The following is an 18949-nucleotide window of genomic DNA, read 5'->3' as shown; positions in this document are numbered from 1 at the left end:
ATTTGACCGATGCACTCCCATTCCATCGAGCAGTGGACTCATGACCACGCCTTTCTCGGCGAGAAGCACGACGAGAACGAGCGGCGCACCTGGCTGGTGGTTGTGCTGACGCTGGTCATGATGGTCGGCGAGATCGTCGCCGGCTCGCTGTTCGGCTCGATGGCGCTGCTGGCCGACGGCTGGCACATGGGGACACATGCGGCGGCGCTCGGCATTGCCGCCTTCGCCTACCGCTTCGCGCGGCGACATCTGGGGAATGCGCATTTCACCTTCGGCACCGGAAAGTTCGGCGATCTCGCCGCCTTCTCGAGCGCCATCATCCTCGGAGTGATCGCGGTCGAGATCGCCTATGAGAGCGTGCTGCGGCTGATCACGCCGGTGCCGATCGTCTATGGCGAGGCGATCGCGGTCGCCGCGCTGGGGCTGTGCGTCAATCTCGCCAGCGCGTGGCTGCTGCGCGACAGCCACGACCATCACCGTCACGGCCATGACCATGACCGCAGCCATGCGCATCATGATCATGATCATCACCACCATCATCACGACAACAACCTCCGTGCCGCTTACGTCCACGTCATGGCGGACGCGGCGACCTCGGTGCTGGCGATCGGCGCCCTCGTGGTCGCGATGTATTCGGGCTGGGTCTGGGCCGATCCGGCCGTGGGCCTGATCGGCGGCGTGGTAATAGCGAGCTGGGCGTTCGGCCTGATCAAGGCGTCAGGCGCGGTCCTGCTCGACGTGCGCGCCGACGAGAAGCTGGAACGGGTGATCCGGACCCGCATCGAGGTTGGCGAGGATCGCGTCACCGATCTGCATCTCTGGCAGGTCGGCCCCGGTCATTGCGCCGTGCTGGTGTCGGTGGTGTCGGACAAGCCGAAGCAGCCGGCCGCCTACAAGAAGCGGCTCGCCGGGCTGAAGGGCCTCAGCCACGTCACGGTCGAGGTCGAGACCTGCCCGCATTGACGTGATCGGCGGCCGCGGAATTCTGCGGTGTGGCCGGGGTTGATCCTCGGTCGCAGCTTCCCAAACGCTTGCCAAGGAGGGACCACGGATGACGTCCAGGATCAAGCTCGCTTTCGCCGCCGCCGCTTTCGCCTTGCTCAGTCATGCAGCGATTGCGCAGTCGGAGAAGACCGGCGTCGAAAGGCTCTACGTCCTCAATTGCGGCGAGGGCACTGCCGGCGACATCTCGCGCTGGACGCCCGCCATCAACGAGGGCAAGACGATGGACTTCGTCGACAGCTGCTACCTCGTCAAGCATGCCACTGGCTGGTTCCTGTGGGACACCGGCATCGCCGATGCCGTCGCTTCCATGCCCAACGGCCTGGTACCGGCCGACCCCAAGGCCGTGACCTGGCGCCGGCCGAAGACACTCGCCGCCCAGCTCGAGCAGATCGGCCTCAAGCCCGATGACATCAAGGCCATGGCCGTCTCGCACACGCACCCGGACCATTCAGGCAATGTCGAGCTGTTCCCGCAGGCGACACTCTATGTGCAGAAGGCCGAATATGACTGGCCCGGTGCCAACAACGAGCCGCGCTTCAAGGCGTCGCATCCGGTCGAGCTGCTCGCAGGCGACAAGGACGTCTTCGGCGACGGCAGCGTGACCATCCTGTCGACGCCCGGCCACACGCCGGGGCACCAGTCGCTGCTGGTGAAGCTGCCCAAGACCGGCGCGGTGGTCCTCTCCGGCGACGCCGTCCATTTCAAGGACAATTGGGACAACCGCCGCGTGCCCAGCATGAACGTCAACAAGGAGATGAGCGCGGCCTCGATGCAGAAGATCGCCGACACCGTCACCAGGGAGAAGGCGCAGCTCTGGATCAACCACGACAAGGCCCAGCGCGACGGCCAGAAGATGGCGCCCGAGTTTTACGACTGACGCTTGAATCAGCTCTTCGGCGCGGTCGCTGCGGGCGGACTTGCTTCGGGGGTCTTCTTCGGCTTCAGCGTGCCGGCATAGAACGACAGCAGCCACACCAGGAGGACGGCGAGGAGATAGACGCCCCAGGCCTGCGGCGGCGTGGTCGCCCAGCGCAAGAGGCCCTTCAAGGTGCGGGGCGGACTGTTGTCATTGGTCATGGCCCGCTTGTGCGCGAAAGCGGCAGTGCAGTCAATTCGGCCGCCGCTCGGCGCGGATCAGGAACAGCGCCGCCAGCGCCGAGAGGCTGAGCGCGGACGACACGATCAGCACCTTGGCGCCCATGACGTCGATCAGCAGGCCGAACACAAGGGGCGCCACCGCCTGCGCCATCCGCGCCGGCGCGCCGATGATGCCGAGGCGGTAGCCGAAATCCTTGGGGCCGAAGATGGATAGCGGCAGCGTGCCGCGGGCGATCGTCAGGATGCCGTTGCCGGAGCCATGGAACAGCGCAAAGGCGCTTGCGGCGGCACCGCCAAAGATGGCGACGACGGCAGCGCCGATCGGATGGGTGAGGCAGGCGAGCCGCGTCGACCACAGCGGATGAAATCGGCTCAGAACGCTCGCTTCGAGGATGCGGGCCACCACTTGCGCCGGGCCGATCAGCGCGCCGGCCGCGATCGCCTCGACATGTGTCGCGCCCGTTGCCTCCACAATGCGCGGAAAATGCACGGCCATCGCCCCGGTGACGGTCCAGACCGCGGCGAAGACGAAGGCGAGCAGGATCATGGTGCGATCGAGCGGCAGATGCGGCTTTTCGGCGGTCGCTGCCGCCTGCCTCGCGCCCTTGATCGCGGGCAGCATGAAGAAGTTGAGCGGCAGGCCGATCAGGATGTTGGCGGCGGCCCAGGCAAAGCAGGTCTCGCGCCATCCGATATGGGCAAGGCCCCAGGCGGTAAGCGGCCAGCCGACCGTGGAGGCAAAGCCCGCCATCAGCGTGATGCCGGTGATGGGCCGGCGCGCCTCGGTGCCGTAGATGCGGCCGAGCGCGGCGAAGGCGGCATCATAGAGACCCATCGCCATGCCGATGCCGAGCACGAGCCAGGCGATCGCCATCACGGCGACGGACTGCGAGACGCCGAGCAGGACGAGGCCGGCGGCGATGGTGAGGTTGGAGACCGACAGCACCTGCCGCCCGCCGACGAGATCGATCTGCCGCCCGATGCGCGGGCCGAGCATCGCCGAGATCACCAGCGAGGCCGAGAACGCGCCGAAGATCCAGTTGGAGGACATGCCGAGGTCGTGCGCCATGGGATCGGCAAGCAGCGCCGGCAGGTAGTAGCTGGACGCCCAGGCCAGCGTCTGCGTGGTGCCGAGCGCCAGGATGATCGGAAGCTGGCGCTGGCTCATCCGCGCGTGCTCTCGATTCTGGCCGACAACGTCATCATCGCAAGCATTTGCCGCCCGCGTCGCGAACGCGTCAACCGCAGCTGCGGCATATTCGACCTGCGCGGGACGGGGAACCTTACGCTCGGCCCGCGCGAGGCTAGCGCCTTTCGCTGGTCACGAATGCACGGCATAATGGCGTATGCAATTGACCTCGCGCCTCGCGCTGATGAACTGGCTGACCGGCCAGGGGCTCACGGGCCTGCCTGAAAACGAACTGCTCCGCGGCTTTTGCGAGCGCTGCTGCGCCGAGGGCCTGGAACTGTCGCGCGGGATGGTCGTGATCGACACGCTGCATCCGATCTATGAGGGCCGCGGCTTCCGCTGGAGCGACCGTCCCAGCAACGAACGCGACGCCTTCGAATACGGTTCGACGGCCGAGGGCGACGCGGCCAAGCATTGGCGCCGCTCGGTGTTCTTCCACATGCTCGAGCATGGCCACGACGAGATGCTGATCGATCTCGCCGACGCGGCGGCGCTGGATTTCTCGCAGATCGGCGAGCTCGCCGAGAAGGGCCACAAGCACTATCTCGCCTTCGTGCATCGCTTCGGCGAGAACGGCGCGCTCGGCCTGATGGACTGCCTCTATTCCTGCTGGACCACGCGCCGCGACAGCGGCTTCAGCGAAGCCGAGCTGGAGTCCCTGCGCGATCTGGTGCCGGTGCTGGGGCTCGCGATCAAGTCGGCGCAGCAGGTTGACATCGCGCGCACCCTGGGACGGGTCTATCTCGGCCGAGGCGCCTCGGAGCAGGTGCTTGGCGGCCGCATCTCACGTGGCGTCACCGAGCGCATCAACGCCGTGCTGTGGTATTCGGATTTGCGCGGCTCGACCGGGATCAGCGAGAGCATCGGCCCGGACGAGATCATTCCCTTCCTCAACGACTATGCGCAGGCCGTGATCGACGCGATCCACGACGCCGGCGGCGACGTCCTGAAGCTGATCGGCGACGGCGTGCTCGCGATGTTCACGGGCGAGGACATGGCGCATGCGCGGCGCGCGGCGCTTCGCGCCGAGCATCTGTTCCGCCAGAACGTCGCGGCGCTGAACGCGCGCCGGGCGGCCGCCGGCCGTCCCACCACCTCCGCCTATATCGGCCTGCATGTCGGCGAGGTCTTCTACGGCAATATCGGCAGCGAGGACCGGCTCGATTTCACGGTGGTGGGCCCGACCGTGAACGAGGTCAGCCGCATCGCCTCGATGAGCCGCTCGGTCGATCGCGAGCTGTTGGCATCAGCGGAGTTCTACAAGGGCCTGGATGCCGCCGGCCGTCGCTATCTCGTCTCCACCGGCCGCTACGCACTGCGCGGCATCGGCCGTGCGCAGGACCTCTACACGCTCGATCCCGAGGTCGAGGCCAGTGAGCCGGTGACGGGGAGCTATGAGCGGTATCTGGCGGGATAGGCCCGACTGCTTGCGCCTACTCCCGTCATTGCGAGGAGCCCTTGCGAGGAAGCAATCCAGACTGTTTCCGCGGAGTTCTGGATTGCTTTCGCCTTCGCTAAAGCTTCGGCGGACAAGTCGCTGCGCGCGCAATGACGGTGGCGCCTAACACCCCATCGCCACCTCATCCCCCACCATATCCGGCTGCCGGTCGAGGGTTGCCGCCGGCGACAGCAGGATCACCAGCGCCTGCGCGCCGAACACGGCTGCTGCGAGATAAAGGCACGCCTCCGCGCTCCAGAGCCCGCCGACGATTGCGCCGAGGGCCGAGCCGAGCGGGCGGGCGCCGTAGCTCATGATGTTGATGGCGGAGACGCGGCCGAGCAGGCGCGGCGGCGTCACCGACTGGCGCAGCGTCGTGGTCGAGATCACCCAGAGTATCGGGCCGACGCCGAGCAGGAAGAAGCTCACGCCCGCAAGCCAGGGCGAGGGGACCAGCACCGTCAGCGCCATCACGACCGAGGCGATGAAGCCCGTGACCGGGCCGAGGCCGACGACCGTGCCGAAGGCAATGCGCTGCATCACGCGCGTGGCGAAGAGCGCGCCGATCACCATTCCGACACCGTACATCGTGAGCACCGTGCCGACGCCGGTGGCGGTCAGGCCGAGATGACGCACGGCATACGGCACGAACACCGCGATCTGCAGAAACCAGCCGGTGTTGAAGATGAACTGAGTGATGAACACCGGTCGCAGCAGCGGATGGTGAAACACGAAAGCCGCGCCTTCGCGGATCTCCTGGAATGGATGGCGCCGTGGCATCGGCGCGCGGGCGGGCTCGTAGATGCCTGAGAGCAGCACCACGGCAATCGCCGACAGGGCCGCGGCAAAGCCGAAGGCGAGGCTTGCTCCCCACCATCCGACCAGCGCGCCGCCGAGCGCCGGCCCGCTTGCGAAGGCGATGGTGCGTGCAAGCTCGATCCTTGCATTCGCTGCGGGCAACAGGTCCGCGCTGACCAGCGAGGGCACCAGCGCCGGCGCAGCGACGCTGTAGACGACGGTGCCGCACACGGCAGCGAAGCCGAGCAGTGCCAGCAGCGGCAGATTGAGCGCGCTCAGCGCGAGGAGGAGCACGATGGCCCCAAGGGCTGCGGCCCGCAGCGCCTCGGCCCCCGCCATCAGCGCGCGCCGCGAGATGCGGTCGGCGAGCAGGCCGGCCGGAATGGCGAACAGCACGAAGGGCAGGGTGAGCGCGGTCTGCAGCACGCCGGTCTCGCCCTCGGCGACCCCGAGCGTCAGCACGGCGACGATCGGGGCGGCGGCCAGTGCGATCTGCTCGGCGGATTGCGCCGCGAGATTGGACCAGGCGAGGCGGCTGAAGATGTCAGGGAGGCGCGGCGAATTTGACATGGCTCATTTCCTGCAAAGTCGGAACGGCGCCAGCATTCGCTTCCGGCACGGCCAAACCCACCCGGTTTCCGACAGGGCGGGCAAAAAGCGGCCGTCCCGGGGAACTGATGCGGCTAGATGCAGTTGCAAATGAGTTGCAATAAGGTTTGACTTCGGTATTCTGGCCGCATGGATGCCCGCTCGCCCGACCTGACCCCCGAGACCGCCGGCTGGCGCACCGACGCGCCAACCACCAAGAGCCTCGCCGAGGTGAACGCCACGGTCGCCATTCCGGCCGCGGCCCAGTGGTGGCGACGGCTGCTCGCCTTCGTCGGTCCGGGCTACCTCGTCTCGGTCGGCTACATGGACCCCGGCAACTGGGCGACCGACCTCGCTGGCGGCTCGAAGTTCGGCTACACGCTGCTCTCGGTCATCCTGCTCTCGAATTTGATGGCGATCCTGCTGCAGTCGCTCGCGGCGCGGCTCGGCATCGTCACCGACCGCGATCTCGCGCAGGCCTGCCGCGCCACCTACTCGCCGGCGGTGAACTTCCTGCTCTGGCTCGCCTGCGAGGCCGCGATCATCGCCTGCGATCTCGCCGAGGTGATCGGCACCGCGATCGCGCTGAAGCTGCTGTTCGGCATTCCCCTGATCGGCGGCGCATTGCTCGCCGCGCTCGATGCGTTCCTGCTCCTCATCCTGATGAACCGCGGTTTCCGTTTCCTGGAAGCCTTCGTCATCGCGCTGCTGGCAGTGATCGCGGCGTGCTTCGTGGTGCAGATCGCAGCAGCGGCTCCTCCGGTCGCGGAGGTCCTGCGCGGCTTCGTGCCGAAGAGCGAGATCTTCACCAATCCGGAGATGCTCTACATTGCGATCGGCATCATCGGTGCCACCGTGATGCCGCACAATCTCTATCTGCACTCCTCGATCGTGCAGACGCGCGCCTATCAGCGCAACGACGAAGGCCGCCGCGAAGCGATCAAATGGGCGACGACGGACTCCACCATCGCGCTGATGCTGGCGCTGTTCATCAACGCCGCGATCCTCGTCGTCGCTGCCGCGACCTTCCACAGAAGCGGCCATTCCGACGTCGCCGAGATCGGGCAGGCGTTCGAGCTGCTGTCGCCGCTGCTTGGCCTCGGCATTGCCTCGACGCTGTTCGCGGTGGCGCTGCTTGCCTCGGGCCTCAACTCGACGGTGACGGCGACGCTCGCCGGCCAGATCGTGATGGAGGGTTTTCTCGACCTGCGCCTGCCGAGCTGGGCGCGCCGCCTCTTGACGCGCGGCATCGCGATCATTCCGGTGATCATCGTCACCGCGATCTATGGCGAGCGCGGCACGGCGGATTTGCTGGTGTTCAGCCAGGTCGTGCTGTCGATGCAGCTGCCCTTCGCCGTCATCCCGCTGGTGCGCTTCGTGTCCGACCGGCGCAAGATGGGCCAGTTCGCGATACCGGTGTCCGTCGCCGCGATCGCCTGGATCGTCGCGGGCGTGATCGTGATTCTGAATGTGAAGCTGCTGGCCGATACGTTGTTCGGATGACCACGCAGCGCTGTCGCTGCCCGGGCGACCCAGTAGAGGCAGTCGTGATTGGACCGAGAAGCCGCGGCGTGCTGGATGCCCGGTCAGGCCCGGTCAAGCCGGGGATCACAGAAAGCTAATCCTGCGGCTCGGATGCCGTATCGCCCTGCGCGTCGATCCGCAGCCAGCCTGACGGGGCAAGGCGCTGCTGCGGCAGGAAACGGGCCTTGTAGTCCATCTTCTTGGAGCCTTCGATCCAGTAGCCCAGATAGACGTAAGGCAGGCCCTGACGTCGCGCGCGGGCGATGTGGTCGAGGATCATGAAGGTGCCCATCGAGCGGCTGACCTGGCTCGGCTCGAAGAAGGAATAGACCATCGAGAGGCCGTCGCTGAGCACGTCGGTGAGCGCCACCGCGATCAGCTCCTCGCCGCGGCCGGTGATGCCGCTGTCGGGGCCGCGCTTGCGGTACTCGATGATACGGGTCTCCACATGGCTGTCCTCGACCATCATGGCGTAGTCGAGCACGGTCATGTCCGCCATGCCACCATGGCGGTGGCGGGCGTCGAGATAGGCGCGGAACACCGAATATTGCTCGGAGGTCGGTACCGCGCTGCGCTGCTCGCCGATGATGTCGGCGTTGCGTGCGATCACCTTGCGGAAGTTGCGCGAGGGGCGGAACTCATTGGCGATGACCCGGACCGAGACGCAGGCACGGCACTGGTCGCAGGCCGGCCGGTAGGCGATCGACTGGCTGCGGCGGAACCCGCCATGGGTCAGGAGGTCGTTGAGGTCACCGGCGCGGTCCCCCACGAGGTGCGTAAACACCTTGCGCTCATGCCGGCCCGGCAGATACGGGCAGGGCGAGGGCGCCGTGAGGTAAAACTGGGGGGTGTCGCGCGAGTGTTGGGTCAAGGGACGTCGTGGGCCTCCGAAGTGAGTATCAGCATCGCGCTACGGAAGCTCTCGGTCAATCGGTCTGCTCGGCAGGTCAGATACGTCAGCTTAGTCGGTGCTGGTTGACAGGTCCTTGATCAATACGGTCTGGCCGTTTGCGGCACGGGTGCGCGGACGGAATTGTTGATCACGACCGTTCCCAGCACGAAATCGTGCAGCAGGCGCCGACGGCCGTTGAACAGGGCCAGCAGCACCACGAAGGGCGACAGGAATGACACCGTCACCCAGAACAGCACGGCATGGGTGGCGCCCAGCACGAAATAGCCTGATGCCCCGTACCAGGTGCGCAGTTCCAGATCCATGACCCGCATGCCGATGGTGGCCGAGGACGGCCCGCCGATGCAGGCGCCGTAGTAGATGATGGCCCAGATCACGGAGGCCGGCCACGCCAGCCAGAACAGCGCCCAGCCGAGGCCGAGCGTGACCACGCCGAACAGGGCGATGAAGATGTAGCCGAGGATAACGGGAACGGAGATCACGACCATGTCGATCAGGAACGCGAACACGCGCCGCGTCGCGACGCCGCGGAACAGTTCCGGGTGCAGGTACGGATCGTAGGCGTGCGGTTGCATGGCGCCGTCATTGCGCCAGGCGCCTGAATTACCCGAGTCGTACGCCATCGTCCGTTCTCCAGCGAAGCCCCGTCGCAGCACATGGGAACAGGCTATCCCCCTGCCAAGGGCGCGCGGGCGTCAACAAGCCGAAAATTTCCGGCGATTCGGGGGCGGCGGGTCGGCAGTCCTGTAGGGGAGCAAAGGCGCGTAGCGCCGTGCGCGCACCATTGCCCGCTGTCGTGCACGATGGGTGGAGCGGTGGGCACGCTTTCGCTCTTCGAGCTATGGCGGACAAGTCGCTTTGCCCACCCGACGGCACCTTATCCTTGGCTGCGCAGCTTCTCCGCCGCCTGCGGTGCAAAATAGCTCAGCACACCGTCGGCGCCGGCGCGCTTGAAGGCGAGCAGGCTCTCCATCATCGCACGTTCGCCGTCGAGCCAGCCATTGTTGCCCGCCGCCGCGATCATCGCGTATTCGCCGGAGACCTGGTAGGCGAAGGTCGGCATCGCAAAGGTATCCTTCACGCGCCGGACGACGTCGAGATAGGGCATGCCCGGCTTCACCATCACCATGTCGGCGCCCTCGGCGATGTCGAGCTCGACCTCGCGCAGCGCTTCGTCGGTGTTGGCGCTGTCCATCTGGTAGGTGCGCTTGTCGCCGGTCAGCGTCTTGGCCGAGCCGATCGCGTCGCGGAACGGACCGTAGAAGGCGGAGGCATATTTCGCCGCATAGGCCATGATCTGCACGTCGAGCAGGCCAGCGCGGTCCAGCCCCTCGCGGATCGCGGCGACGCGACCGTCCATCATGTCGGAGGGGGCGATGATGTCACAGCCGGCTTCGGCCTGCACCAAGGCCTGGCGCACCAGCACCGCGACCGTCTCGTCGTTCAAAATCTTGCCGTCGGAGACCAGGCCGTCATGGCCGTGGCTGGTGAAGGGATCGAGCGCGACGTCGCAGAGGATGCCGATCTCCGGAAATTCCTTCTTGATTGCGCGCACCGCCTGGCAGACCAGATTGTCTGGATTGGTGGCCTCCGAGCCCTCTTCGTCGCGCAAGGAGGGGTCGGTATAGGGAAACAGCGCGATGCAGGGGATGGTGAGCTCCATGGCGCGCTCGGCCTCGCGCACGGCCTGGTCGACGCTGAGACGGTCGACGCCCGGCATCGAGGCAACCTGCTCACGCTTGTTGTTGCCGTCGATCAGGAATAGCGGCCAGATCAGATCGTCGGTCGTGAGGACGTTCTCGCGCACCATCCGCCGGGCCCATTCAGCCTTGCGGTTGCGGCGCGGGCGGACGGTCAGATCGAGGGCAGGAGAGGCTGCGCCGCCATCCCGGCGCGACACCTCGCGCAATTCGATCGGACGCCCGTATTTGATCGCCATCATTCTTCCTCCAGCTGGAATTATTCTTATACCAGCTCGCATGGTTCCCGTCACCGCGGCTTCACCTGTGGCAGCCGATTGATTTTGCGGACCGGAGCAGTCACAAGGGTCCCATGTCCGAGATCTCCACCCGCGATGCGGCCCGTGACAATGCCAGGGACGCTGCCCGAGACAATGCCAGAGAGAGCGCACTCTCGGTGGCGGCGATCTCGTCGGAGCGGCCCGAGTCCGACGACAATGTCTGGACGCGGCGGCTGGTGCTGTTCCTGCGGGTGATGGCGCTGCTCTCGATCCTCAAGGGCCTCTATCACTGGGCGCAGGTGACGGGCTTCGTCGGCGGCGAGGACGAGGCGTTCGAGAACCAGTCGATGGCTTGGCAGGGCGCAACCGTCTACTTCGCCGTGATCGAGCTCGTCGCCGCGGTCGGCCTGTGGCTCGCCACGCCATGGGGCGCGGTGGTGTGGCTGACGACCGTGGTGTCGATGGCGGTGATCGAGCTGATGTTCCCGGGAATCTACGGCGGCAGCCTGGTCGTGGTTGGAGTCGAGGTCTTCATGCTCGCTGCTTATCTCGCGCTCGCCTGGATGGCAGCGCGCGAACGGCCGCCGTAGGAAGACACCTTACGATACGCAAATGCTCTCGAGTCCCGGACGCGGCGCAGCGCGCCGCACTTGCGGCGTGATGCGTTGCAGGGCCGGGGGCCATGTCTCCGCGATCTCGCTTTAGGGCTTGCTTCGTCCCGGCGCTGCGCTTGTCCCGGACACGAGAGTGTTGCGATTGGTTGACCGCCGGTTGCCTCGAATTTGCGGTAAGTTTTCACTAACCAGCCGGTTCCGCCACAGCCGTTACGCGCCCGTTTCGAAACGGGGCGGGGCTGTTCTGGAATGCGACAGTTGCGGCGGACGGAGGGTGAACAGGACCTTGTGAAGGTCAACAGAGGGTTGCGAAAAGTCCTTGTCGCACAGGCTTAATCCGCAATTCACTGTCTTAAATTCATGATCTCTTTATTCTCTTATTTAAGCCGATCTTCAAACGAGCCCCTTAAGTTGCACCTATCGGACGGGACACAAGTTTCGTCGAATAAGTGTCGATAAAAACGACAACAGGGGAAGTGTCATGATGAAAGCCGTCGCAACTGCGGCAGATACCGCAGAGCGCGTCTCCGGCCAGCAGGGTTCGGTGCAGTCGCTCTATCTGGAAGCTTTGACTCTGGTGGAGCGGCTGCATCGCCGGCTCCTCGACGTCATCAAGGACGAGTTCGATCGCCGCGGCCGCGCCGACATCAACTCGGTGCAGGCGCTGCTGCTCTACAACATCGGCGACAAGGAGCTGACCGCCGGCGAGCTGCGCACCCGCGGCTACTATCTCGGCTCCAACGTCTCCTACAATCTGAAGAAGCTCGTCGAGCTCGGCTTCCTCGATCATCAGCGCTCGCGCGTTGATCGCCGCTCGGTGCGCATCCGCCTGACCCCGCAGGGCCAGGAAGTCCGCCGCATCGTCGACGCGCTCTACCAGAAGCACGTCAAGACGGTCGAGCAGGTCGGCGGCATCTCGGGCGAGGAGTTCTCGACGCTCAACAAGTCGCTGCACCGTCTCGAGCGGTTCTGGACCGACCAGATCCTGTACCGCCTCTGAGTTCCAGGGGAAGGCCAAGCCGGCCCGACAACAAGACCGGCCAGCCTCCCTGCCTGACTTCCCCCAGCGCATCGGCCCGGCTTGCCCGGACCGGTGCGTTTTGACGTTGTGCAGGTGCGAAAAAATGCCCGCGCGTGCGGAACCGGGTCGCCGCATTGTCGTTAGTTCTCTGGATCGGAGGATGCCATGCCGGGCGGGCGCGGGTTGCAGGCCATGAACGTCGAACTCGTGAGCGATGCCTACGCCATCGCCGCGAATTACCTCCGCCGCTCCGGCGCAATCCCGGATACACTCGTCACCAACGAACGTCTGCTCGAGATCATCATCAAGCTGCTCCAGCACGGCGAATTCAACAAGATCAGGCTGGCCAACAAGGCGATCGCCCGGTTCGAAACGCAATCCGAGGCCCGCGCGGTTGCCTGATCAAGACTCCCGAGATCCGACAGAACCAGAGGGTGCAATGGAAGCTGCCATCGACCGCATCATGCAGACCTATGACCTGCTCGCCAACCGCACGGCGGCGGCCAGCGAGGAGGCGCGCGAAAAGGTGACGAACTACCTCGCTACGCTGATGGAAGCGGGCGAGACGGACCCGCACAGGTTGACGGTCTGTGGCCTGACCTATTTGCGCCAGCTCGACGGCAGCGTGGACCCCGTGAAGGCGGGGTATACCGGCCTATAGCTTTTTGGGGTCCAAAACGGTCCCTTCCGGGAGAACGACGACCAGGGCGGTTCCAGAAAACCGTCCTGCCGTCCAAATTCCCGGTCCCCACCATATCTTGCATAAATATCAGGCCCGACCCGCAAATGCTTGGCCGAGGGCGGGCGATGTGGTAGATCGCGCGTGCTTCCGATCGCCACACCAGACCCGCCCGGAGCCCGCCAAAAGGCTGCGGCGGTGGAGATATTCGCAAGATGACCCTAGCAAAGACCGCCTCCGCGCCCGATTCTTTTTTCACCGCCACGCTCGAGCAGGCCGACCCGGAAATCGCCGCCGCCATCAAGGGCGAGCTCGGCCGGCAGCGCCATGAGGTCGAGCTGATCGCCTCCGAGAACATCGTCAGCCGGGCCGTGCTGGAAGCGCAGGGTTCGGTGATGACCAACAAGTATGCTGAGGGTTATCCGGGCGCGCGGTACTACGGCGGTTGTGAGTGGGTCGACGTCGCCGAGAACCTCGCGATCGATCGCGCCAAGAAGCTGTTCGGCGCCAACTTTGCCAACGTGCAGCCGAACTCCGGCAGCCAGATGAATCAGGCGGTGTTCCTGGCGCTGCTCCAGCCCGGCGACACCTTCATGGGCCTCGACCTCGCGGCCGGCGGCCATCTCACCCACGGCTCGCCCGTCAACATGAGCGGCAAGTGGTTCAAGGCCGCGCACTACACCGTGCGCCGCGAGGACCAGATCATCGACATGGATGCGGTGCAGAAGCAGGCCGAGGAGGTCAAGCCGAAGCTGATCATCGCCGGCGGCTCGGCTTATTCGCGCGCCTGGGATTTCAAGCGTTTCCGCGAGATCGCCGACAGCGTCGGCGCGTATCTGCTCGTGGACATGGCGCACTTCGCCGGCCTCGTCGCAGGTGGAGTGCACGCCTCACCGGTGCCGTATGCGCACGTCACCACCACGACGACGCACAAGTCGCTGCGCGGTCCGCGCGGCGGCCTGATCCTCACCAATGACGAGACGCTCGCCAAGAAGCTCAACTCGGCGATCTTCCCGGGCCTGCAGGGCGGCCCGCTGATGCACGTGATCGCGGCGAAGGCGGTGGCCTTCGGCGAGGCGCTGCGTCCTGATTTCAAGGTCTATGCCAAGAACGTCGTCGAGAACGCCAAGGCACTGGCCGAGGCGATGAAGAGCCACGGGTTCGATATCGTCTCCGGCGGCACCGACAATCACCTGATGCTGGTCGATCTGCGGCCGAAGGGCCTGAAGGGCAACGTCTCGGAGAAGGCGCTGGTCCGGGCCGCCATCACCTGCAACAAGAACGGCATTCCGTTCGATCCCGAGAAGCCCTTCGTCACTTCGGGCCTGCGTCTCGGCACGCCCGCCGCGACCACCCGCGGCTTCGGTCTCGCCGAATTCCAGCAGGTCGGCGGCATGATCGCAGAGGTCCTGAACGCGATCGCGCAGTCCGACGACGGCAAGGCGCCGCTGGTGGAAGCGGCGATCAAGGAACGGGTCAAGGCGCTCACCGACCGGTTCCCGATCTACCAATAACCCCAAGGTAAACTGATCAAGGCAAGCGGATGCGGTGCCCGAACTGCAACAGTCTCGATACGCAGGTAAAGGACTCGCGTCCGACCGAGGACTCGTCCGTGATCCGCAGGCGGCGCGTGTGCGTCGCCTGCAATTTCCGCTTCACCACCTTCGAGCGCGTGCAGCTGCGCGAGCTTACGGTGATCAAGCGCAACGGCCGCCGCGTGCCGTTCGACCGCGACAAGCTGATGCGCTCGGTGCAGATTTCGCTGCGCAAGCGGCAGGTGGAGCCGGAACGGGTGGAGAAGATGGTCTCCACCATCGTGCGCGAGCTCGAGACCGGGGGGGAGGCCGAGATCTCCTCGGAGGTGATCGGCGAGACCGTGATGGAGCATCTGCGCACGCTCGACGACGTCGCCTATGTGCGCTTCGCCTCGGTCTACCGCAATTTCCGCGAAGCCAAGGATTTCGCCGACGTGCTCGGCGAGCTCTCCGGTGAGGAGGAAGCGCGGCTCGCCGCGATCCGCAAATGATCTTCCGCATCCTGGAGGATCAGTTTGCGCAGAAGGCCCGCGAGGCCAAGGACGCTGACCGCCGTTTCATGGAGCTTGCGCTGGCGCTGGGTAGACGCGGGCAGGGGCGCACCTGGCCCAATCCGGCCGTGGGCGCCGTGATCGTGAAGGACGGCGCCATCGTCGGCCGCGGCTGGACGCAGCCAGGAGGACGGCCGCATGGCGAGCCCGAAGCGCTGCGGCGCGCGGGCGAGGCGGCACGCGGTGCCACGCTCTACGTCACGCTCGAGCCGTGCTCGCATTTCGGCAAGTCACCGCCGTGCGCCGATGCGGTGATTGCAGCCGGCATCAAGCGGGTGGTTGCGGCGATCGAGGATCCCAATCCGGAAGTGGCGGGCAAGGGTCATGCGCGCCTGCGCGCCGCCGGCATCACGGTGGATGTCGGTCTTTGCGCGGCCGAGGCCGCGTTCGACCACGCCGGCCATTTCCGCCGCATCCGCGACAAGCGCCCGCATGTGATCCTGAAGCTCGCGGTCTCGTCTGACGGCAAGATCGGCGCGGCCGGCGGCAAGCCGCTTGCGATCACCGGCGAGGCGGCGCGCAATCGCGTGCATCTCTTGCGCGCGCACAGCGATGCCATCCTGGTCGGCATCGGCACGGTGCTGGCGGACGATCCGCAGCTCAATTGTCGCCTGCCGGGCATGGCGGACCGCTCGCCGGTGCGCGTGGTGCTCGACCGGAACCTGCGCATTCCGGCATCGAGCCAGCTTGTGCGCTCCGCGCGCGAGACACCGCTTTGGGTGATCGCTTCCGAGCTTGCGGAAGCGGCCGCCGCGACGCGCCTTGGCGCGGCCGGTGCGCAAATCATGCGCATGCCTCCCGGCAGTGCATCCGGGTTCGATCTGGCGGCCGTGCTGCATGCGCTGTCCGAGAAGGGCATCACGCGGCTGATGGTCGAAGGCGGCAGCCGCGTTGCGGCTTCGTTCGTCGCGGCCGATCTCGTCGACGAGATCTGGCTGTTCCGCGGGGCGGAAGCGGTCGGCGAGGGCGGCGTCGATGCGCTCGATGCATCGCCCCTGTCGAAAATCACGCAGTCGCAGGCCTACAAGGTTCATGCTAGCGAGACATTCGGCCACGATACTCTCACCATCTACGAGCGCGCCTAACATGTTTACCGGCATTGTCACCGATATCGGCGAGATCGTCAGCTTCACGCCGACGGCACAGGGCCAGTTGCACCGGCTGCGCATCGCCTGCAGCTACGATCAGACCACCATCGCCGACGGCGCCTCGATCGCCTGCAACGGCGTCTGCCTGACGGTGGTTGCCTCGGGCGTTGCGGACGGCAGGGACTCCAAGCAAAGGACCTGGTTCGACGTCGATGCCGCCGCCGAGACGCTGGCGCTGACGACGGCAAAGCACTGGAAGCTGGGCACGAAGCTCAACCTCGAGCGTGCGCTGAAGATCGGCGACGAGCTCGGCGGCCATATCGTTGCCGGCCATGCCGATGGCATCGCGACCATCGTCAGCCGAGAGGACCTGCCCGATATGGCGCGGTTCGTGCTCTCGACCACGCGCGAGCTGGCACGGTTCATCGCCACCAAGGGCTCGATCATGCTCGACGGCGTCTCGCTGACGGTGAATGCGGTCGACGACGTGACCTTTTCGGTGCTGATCATCCCGCATACGCTGACGGTCACGACCATCGGCAGCTGGAAGGCGGGGGCCGAGGTCAATATCGAGGTCGACCTGATGGCCCGCTACGCGGCGCGGCTAACGGAAATGAAGTGACGGCAGAGCCGTCATTCCGGGTTCGGCTCGCCGAGCGGCCCCGGAATGACAGTGTCTTTAAAACTTGGCTTACATGCTTCCGGCGACTACATAGCGCCGACCCCTTTCGAAACGGATGGAACGATGGCAGACGCGCGGCGCGCACCCCTGAAGGACCAGACCGACATTTCCGGCGCACGGGCGCTGATTGTCGAGGCCCGGTTCTACGACGATCTCCAGGACGCGCTTCTGGAGGGCGCGGTGGCCGAGCTGAAGGCAGCCGGCCTGACGCACGACGTCATCACGGTTCCCGGCGCGCTGGAGATCCCGGCGGCGGTGGCCATCGCGGTGGATGCCGCGGCGGCGAACGGCAAGCCCTATGACGCGGTGATCGCGCTCGGCTGCGTGATCCGCGGCGACACCATCCATTTCGAGATCGTCTCGCAGGAATCCTCGCGCGCGCTGATGGACCTCGCCGTGGCGCGCAAGCTGCCGCTCGGCAATGGCATCCTCACCGTCAACAATGAGGACCAGGCCTGGGCGCGGGCGCGTGCCAGCGAGCTCAACAAGGGCGGCGATGCCGCGCGCGCGGCGCTTGCGATGCTGCGTATCAAACGCCGCCTGGCGCGGGCCTAAAGAGATGGCTGACAACATCAAGAAGCCGGCGGGGCTTAACGAGAAGAAGGCGAACCGGCGCGGTGCCGCGCGGCTTGCGGCTGTCCAGGCGCTGTACCAGATGGACATCGCCGGGGCCGGCATCAACGACATCTTCGCCGAGTTCGAGAGCCACTGGCTCGGCAACGAGGTCGAGGGCGACACATATCTGCCGGCGGAAGCCGCCTTCTTCCGCGACGTCGTCTCCGGTGTCGTGCGCGACCAGAAGAAGCTCGATCCCCTGATCGACGAGGCGCTGTCGAAAGGCTGGCCTCTCAAGCGGATCGAGGCGATCCTGCGTGCAGTGCTGCGGGCCGGGGCTTACGAACTCGAGCATCGCAGGGACGTCCCGGGCCGCGTCGTCATCTCCGAATATGTCGATGTCGCCAACGCTTTCGTCGACCGCGAGGAGACCGGCATGGTCAACGCCGTGCTCGACCAGATCGGCCGCCAGTTTCGCGGCGACGAGTTCGGGCGGGGGTAGACCTTCAGTCCCCTGTCATCACCCGCGAAGGCGGGTGACCCAGTACGCCGCGGCAGCGGTTATTGATATCAGGCGTCTCGGCCTACTGGATCGCCCGGTCAAGCCGGGCGATGACAGTGGAGTTTGGGGCTAGCGCCGATGACGAACACACCGGAAATTTCCGCCGAAGACTCCCTCATCGCGCGCTATTTCAAGCCGCTGGCGAGCGATCCCGGCGCGTTCGGGCTGGTCGACGACGCGGCGGTCCTGTCTTCATCCGGCGACGACGTCGTCGTCACCACCGATGCCGTGGTCGAGGGCGTGCATTATCTTGCCACCGACCCTCCCGACACGATCGCGCGCAAGGCGCTGCGGGTGAACCTGTCCGATCTCGCCGCCAAGGGCGCTGCGCCTGCCGGCTTCGTGCTGACGCTGGCGCTGCGCAGAAAGGAGGACTCCTGGCTCCGGCCGTTTGCGGACGCGCTGGGCGAGGACGCCACGGCGTTCGGCTGCCCGCTGCTCGGGGGCGACACGGTGTCGACGCCGGGACCGCAGATGATCTCGATCACCGCATTCGGCCGCGTGCCGAAGGGACGGATGGTCGGCCGCACCGGCGCCAGGGCCGGCGACCGCATCCTGGTGACGGGTACGATCGGCGATGCCGCGCTCGGTCTCGACGCGCTCACCGGCGGCGCGGTGGCTGCGGCACTCATGTCTGATCCCGCTGCACGGGATTTGCTGGTCTCGCGCTATCGCGTGCCGCAGCCGCGCAACGTGCTGGCGCAGGCCGTGCGCGACCATGCGTCGGCCGCGATGGACGTCTCCGATGGCCTCGCCGGCGATCTGACGAAACTCTGTGCGGCGTCCGGCGTCTCGGCCACGGTCGACGTGGCGAGCGTGCCGCTCTCGGCTGCCGCGGCGGGACTGATTGCCCGGGACGTCGTTGGTGTCGAGACGTGGCTTGCCGGAGGCGACGATTACGAGGTCCTGTGCACTGTTCCACCGGCGCAAAGCGATGCGTTGATCGCAGCCGGCCGGGCGGTGGGCCTTCCTGTTGCCGCGATCGGCAGGATCGTCGCAGGCCACGAGCGGCCACGCTTCCTGGACGGGCAGGGGCGGCAACTGACCTTGAAGCGGCTGTCCTACAGTCACTTCTAGCAAATTGCTCGAAACCGGCATCCTTGTTCTAAGGACCGGTCTAAATACTTGCCGAGATCGGTCTTTTCGGCCTGA

At 66.0% G+C, this 18949-nt stretch carries 21 protein-coding genes; 15 read left to right on the top strand and 6 right to left on the bottom strand.

The features are described from left to right. Positions 1–9 precede the first annotated feature (9 nt). Both dmeF and ACNJYB_RS22555 read left to right on the top strand, forming a co-directional pair. Positions 10–963: a CDF family Co(II)/Ni(II) efflux transporter DmeF gene (gene dmeF / locus ACNJYB_RS22560; RefSeq protein WP_439368556.1), complete on the top strand. Its 954-nt coding sequence runs from the start codon at positions 10–12 to the stop codon at positions 961–963. An 88-nt stretch (positions 964–1051) separates the two neighbouring features. Further along, a complete protein-coding gene (locus tag ACNJYB_RS22555; RefSeq protein ID WP_439368555.1) occupies positions 1052–1882 on the top strand; it encodes an N-acyl homoserine lactonase family protein in 831 nt (276 codons plus the stop codon). Between the two features lie 8 nt (positions 1883–1890). Here ACNJYB_RS22555 and ACNJYB_RS22550 read toward each other — a convergent pair whose 3' ends face one another. Both ACNJYB_RS22550 and ACNJYB_RS22545 read right to left on the bottom strand, forming a co-directional pair. Then, positions 1891–2082 (bottom strand): hypothetical protein, encoded by a 192-nt coding sequence (locus ACNJYB_RS22550; protein WP_439368554.1) that lies wholly within the window; start codon positions 2080–2082, stop codon positions 1891–1893. Positions 2083–2113: 31 nt separating this feature from the next. After that, the gene (locus ACNJYB_RS22545) at positions 2114–3271 is read right to left on the bottom strand and encodes an MFS transporter (protein ID WP_439368553.1); all 1158 of its coding nucleotides are present in this window, start codon (positions 3269–3271) and stop codon (positions 2114–2116) included. 178 nt (positions 3272–3449) lie between these two features. Between ACNJYB_RS22545 and ACNJYB_RS22540 the strand changes: the two genes are divergently transcribed. Beyond that, positions 3450–4709, top strand: coding sequence for an adenylate/guanylate cyclase domain-containing protein (locus tag ACNJYB_RS22540; RefSeq protein WP_439368551.1), 1260 nt, complete (start codon positions 3450–3452; stop codon positions 4707–4709). A gap of 144 nt (positions 4710–4853) precedes the next feature. Here the strand turns inward: ACNJYB_RS22540 and ACNJYB_RS22535 are convergent, their stop codons facing one another. Further along, on the bottom strand, positions 4854–6098 hold the full coding sequence (locus ACNJYB_RS22535) for an MFS transporter (protein ID WP_439368550.1): 1245 nt from the start codon (positions 6096–6098) through the stop codon (positions 4854–4856). 168 nt (positions 6099–6266) lie between these two features. On the opposite strand from ACNJYB_RS22535, the gene ACNJYB_RS22530 reads away from it, so the two are divergent. Further along, positions 6267–7619, top strand: a complete 1353-nt coding sequence (locus ACNJYB_RS22530; protein ID WP_439368548.1) for an Nramp family divalent metal transporter — start codon at positions 6267–6269, stop codon at positions 7617–7619. 115 nt (positions 7620–7734) lie between these two features. On the opposite strand, the gene ACNJYB_RS22525 is transcribed toward ACNJYB_RS22530, so the two are convergent. The 3 genes from ACNJYB_RS22525 to hemB all read right to left on the bottom strand — a co-directional run bounded on the left by ACNJYB_RS22525 (position 7735) and on the right by hemB (position 10489). Further along, entirely contained in the window at positions 7735–8511 is a 777-nt protein-coding gene (locus tag ACNJYB_RS22525) for an arginyltransferase (RefSeq protein WP_439368546.1), read from the bottom strand. 119 nt (positions 8512–8630) lie between these two features. Next, positions 8631–9173: an RDD family protein gene (locus ACNJYB_RS22520; protein ID WP_439368545.1), complete on the bottom strand. Its 543-nt coding sequence runs from the start codon at positions 9171–9173 to the stop codon at positions 8631–8633. Between the two features lie 254 nt (positions 9174–9427). Next, a complete protein-coding gene (hemB, locus tag ACNJYB_RS22515; protein ID WP_439375618.1) occupies positions 9428–10489 on the bottom strand; it encodes a porphobilinogen synthase in 1062 nt (353 codons plus the stop codon). Between the two features lie 113 nt (positions 10490–10602). Between hemB and ACNJYB_RS22510 the strand changes: the two genes are divergently transcribed. The 11 genes from ACNJYB_RS22510 to thiL all read left to right on the top strand — a co-directional run bounded on the left by ACNJYB_RS22510 (position 10603) and on the right by thiL (position 18874). Beyond that, positions 10603–11100, top strand: coding sequence for a DUF6163 family protein (locus ACNJYB_RS22510; RefSeq protein WP_439368544.1), 498 nt, complete (start codon positions 10603–10605; stop codon positions 11098–11100). A 505-nt stretch (positions 11101–11605) separates the two neighbouring features. After that, entirely contained in the window at positions 11606–12124 is a 519-nt protein-coding gene (gene ldtR / locus ACNJYB_RS22505; RefSeq protein WP_018320040.1) for a transcriptional regulator LdtR, read from the top strand. Positions 12125–12310: 186 nt separating this feature from the next. Then, positions 12311–12547: a hypothetical protein gene (locus ACNJYB_RS22500; RefSeq protein ID WP_439368542.1), complete on the top strand. Its 237-nt coding sequence runs from the start codon at positions 12311–12313 to the stop codon at positions 12545–12547. Between the two features lie 37 nt (positions 12548–12584). Continuing rightward, positions 12585–12806 carry a hypothetical protein gene (locus tag ACNJYB_RS22495; RefSeq protein WP_439368541.1) on the top strand — a complete coding sequence of 74 codons (222 nt, stop codon included), beginning with the start codon at positions 12585–12587 and terminating at the stop codon, positions 12804–12806. Positions 12807–13039: 233 nt separating this feature from the next. Beyond that, entirely contained in the window at positions 13040–14338 is a 1299-nt protein-coding gene (gene glyA, locus ACNJYB_RS22490; RefSeq protein WP_439368539.1) for a serine hydroxymethyltransferase, read from the top strand. 29 nt (positions 14339–14367) lie between these two features. Continuing rightward, positions 14368–14850, top strand: coding sequence for a transcriptional regulator NrdR (gene nrdR, locus ACNJYB_RS22485; protein ID WP_011087793.1), 483 nt, complete (start codon positions 14368–14370; stop codon positions 14848–14850). Beyond that, the gene (gene ribD, locus ACNJYB_RS22480) at positions 14847–15995 is read left to right on the top strand and encodes a bifunctional diaminohydroxyphosphoribosylaminopyrimidine deaminase/5-amino-6-(5-phosphoribosylamino)uracil reductase RibD (protein WP_439368538.1); all 1149 of its coding nucleotides are present in this window, start codon (positions 14847–14849) and stop codon (positions 15993–15995) included. Before nrdR ends, ribD begins: the two co-directional genes overlap by 4 nt. Position 15996: 1 nt before the next feature. Next, positions 15997–16620 (top strand): riboflavin synthase, encoded by a 624-nt coding sequence (locus tag ACNJYB_RS22475; protein ID WP_439368537.1) that lies wholly within the window; start codon positions 15997–15999, stop codon positions 16618–16620. Between the two features lie 123 nt (positions 16621–16743). Continuing rightward, on the top strand, positions 16744–17235 hold the full coding sequence (gene ribH, locus ACNJYB_RS22470; RefSeq protein ID WP_211411519.1) for a 6,7-dimethyl-8-ribityllumazine synthase: 492 nt from the start codon (positions 16744–16746) through the stop codon (positions 17233–17235). A gap of 4 nt (positions 17236–17239) precedes the next feature. Then, entirely contained in the window at positions 17240–17737 is a 498-nt protein-coding gene (nusB, locus tag ACNJYB_RS22465) for a transcription antitermination factor NusB (RefSeq protein ID WP_439368535.1), read from the top strand. Between the two features lie 138 nt (positions 17738–17875). Then, positions 17876–18874, top strand: coding sequence for a thiamine-phosphate kinase (gene thiL / locus ACNJYB_RS22460; RefSeq protein WP_439368533.1), 999 nt, complete (start codon positions 17876–17878; stop codon positions 18872–18874). The last annotated feature ends 75 nt before the right edge of the window (positions 18875–18949 follow it).

It is taken from the genome of Bradyrhizobium sp. SMVTL-02, assembly GCF_051853005.1.
GTDB lineage: Bacteria > Pseudomonadota > Alphaproteobacteria > Rhizobiales > Xanthobacteraceae > Bradyrhizobium.
This window is presented reverse-complemented; position numbering and strand designations above follow the sequence as displayed.

Coding starts and splice junctions, on each gene's coding strand:
- ribH (WP_211411519.1), top strand. CDS start 16,744: ATGGCAGACGCGCGGCGCGCACCCCTGAAGGACCAGACCGACATTTCC.
- hemB (WP_439375618.1), bottom strand. CDS start 10,489: ATGGCGATCAAATACGGGCGTCCGATCGAATTGCGCGAGGTGTCGCGC.
- ldtR (WP_018320040.1), top strand. CDS start 11,606: ATGATGAAAGCCGTCGCAACTGCGGCAGATACCGCAGAGCGCGTCTCC.
- ACNJYB_RS22540 (WP_439368551.1), top strand. CDS start 3,450: ATGCAATTGACCTCGCGCCTCGCGCTGATGAACTGGCTGACCGGCCAG.
- ACNJYB_RS22495 (WP_439368541.1), top strand. CDS start 12,585: ATGGAAGCTGCCATCGACCGCATCATGCAGACCTATGACCTGCTCGCC.
- nrdR (WP_011087793.1), top strand. CDS start 14,368: ATGCGGTGCCCGAACTGCAACAGTCTCGATACGCAGGTAAAGGACTCG.
- ACNJYB_RS22510 (WP_439368544.1), top strand. CDS start 10,603: ATGTCCGAGATCTCCACCCGCGATGCGGCCCGTGACAATGCCAGGGAC.
- ACNJYB_RS22520 (WP_439368545.1), bottom strand. CDS start 9,173: ATGGCGTACGACTCGGGTAATTCAGGCGCCTGGCGCAATGACGGCGCC.
- ACNJYB_RS22530 (WP_439368548.1), top strand. CDS start 6,267: ATGGATGCCCGCTCGCCCGACCTGACCCCCGAGACCGCCGGCTGGCGC.
- ACNJYB_RS22545 (WP_439368553.1), bottom strand. CDS start 3,271: ATGAGCCAGCGCCAGCTTCCGATCATCCTGGCGCTCGGCACCACGCAG.
- ACNJYB_RS22550 (WP_439368554.1), bottom strand. CDS start 2,082: ATGACCAATGACAACAGTCCGCCCCGCACCTTGAAGGGCCTCTTGCGC.
- ACNJYB_RS22555 (WP_439368555.1), top strand. CDS start 1,052: ATGACGTCCAGGATCAAGCTCGCTTTCGCCGCCGCCGCTTTCGCCTTG.
- ribD (WP_439368538.1), top strand. CDS start 14,847: ATGATCTTCCGCATCCTGGAGGATCAGTTTGCGCAGAAGGCCCGCGAG.
- dmeF (WP_439368556.1), top strand. CDS start 10: ATGCACTCCCATTCCATCGAGCAGTGGACTCATGACCACGCCTTTCTC.
- ACNJYB_RS22535 (WP_439368550.1), bottom strand. CDS start 6,098: ATGTCAAATTCGCCGCGCCTCCCTGACATCTTCAGCCGCCTCGCCTGG.
- nusB (WP_439368535.1), top strand. CDS start 17,240: ATGGCTGACAACATCAAGAAGCCGGCGGGGCTTAACGAGAAGAAGGCG.
- thiL (WP_439368533.1), top strand. CDS start 17,876: ATGACGAACACACCGGAAATTTCCGCCGAAGACTCCCTCATCGCGCGC.
- glyA (WP_439368539.1), top strand. CDS start 13,040: ATGACCCTAGCAAAGACCGCCTCCGCGCCCGATTCTTTTTTCACCGCC.
- ACNJYB_RS22500 (WP_439368542.1), top strand. CDS start 12,311: ATGCCGGGCGGGCGCGGGTTGCAGGCCATGAACGTCGAACTCGTGAGC.
- ACNJYB_RS22475 (WP_439368537.1), top strand. CDS start 15,997: ATGTTTACCGGCATTGTCACCGATATCGGCGAGATCGTCAGCTTCACG.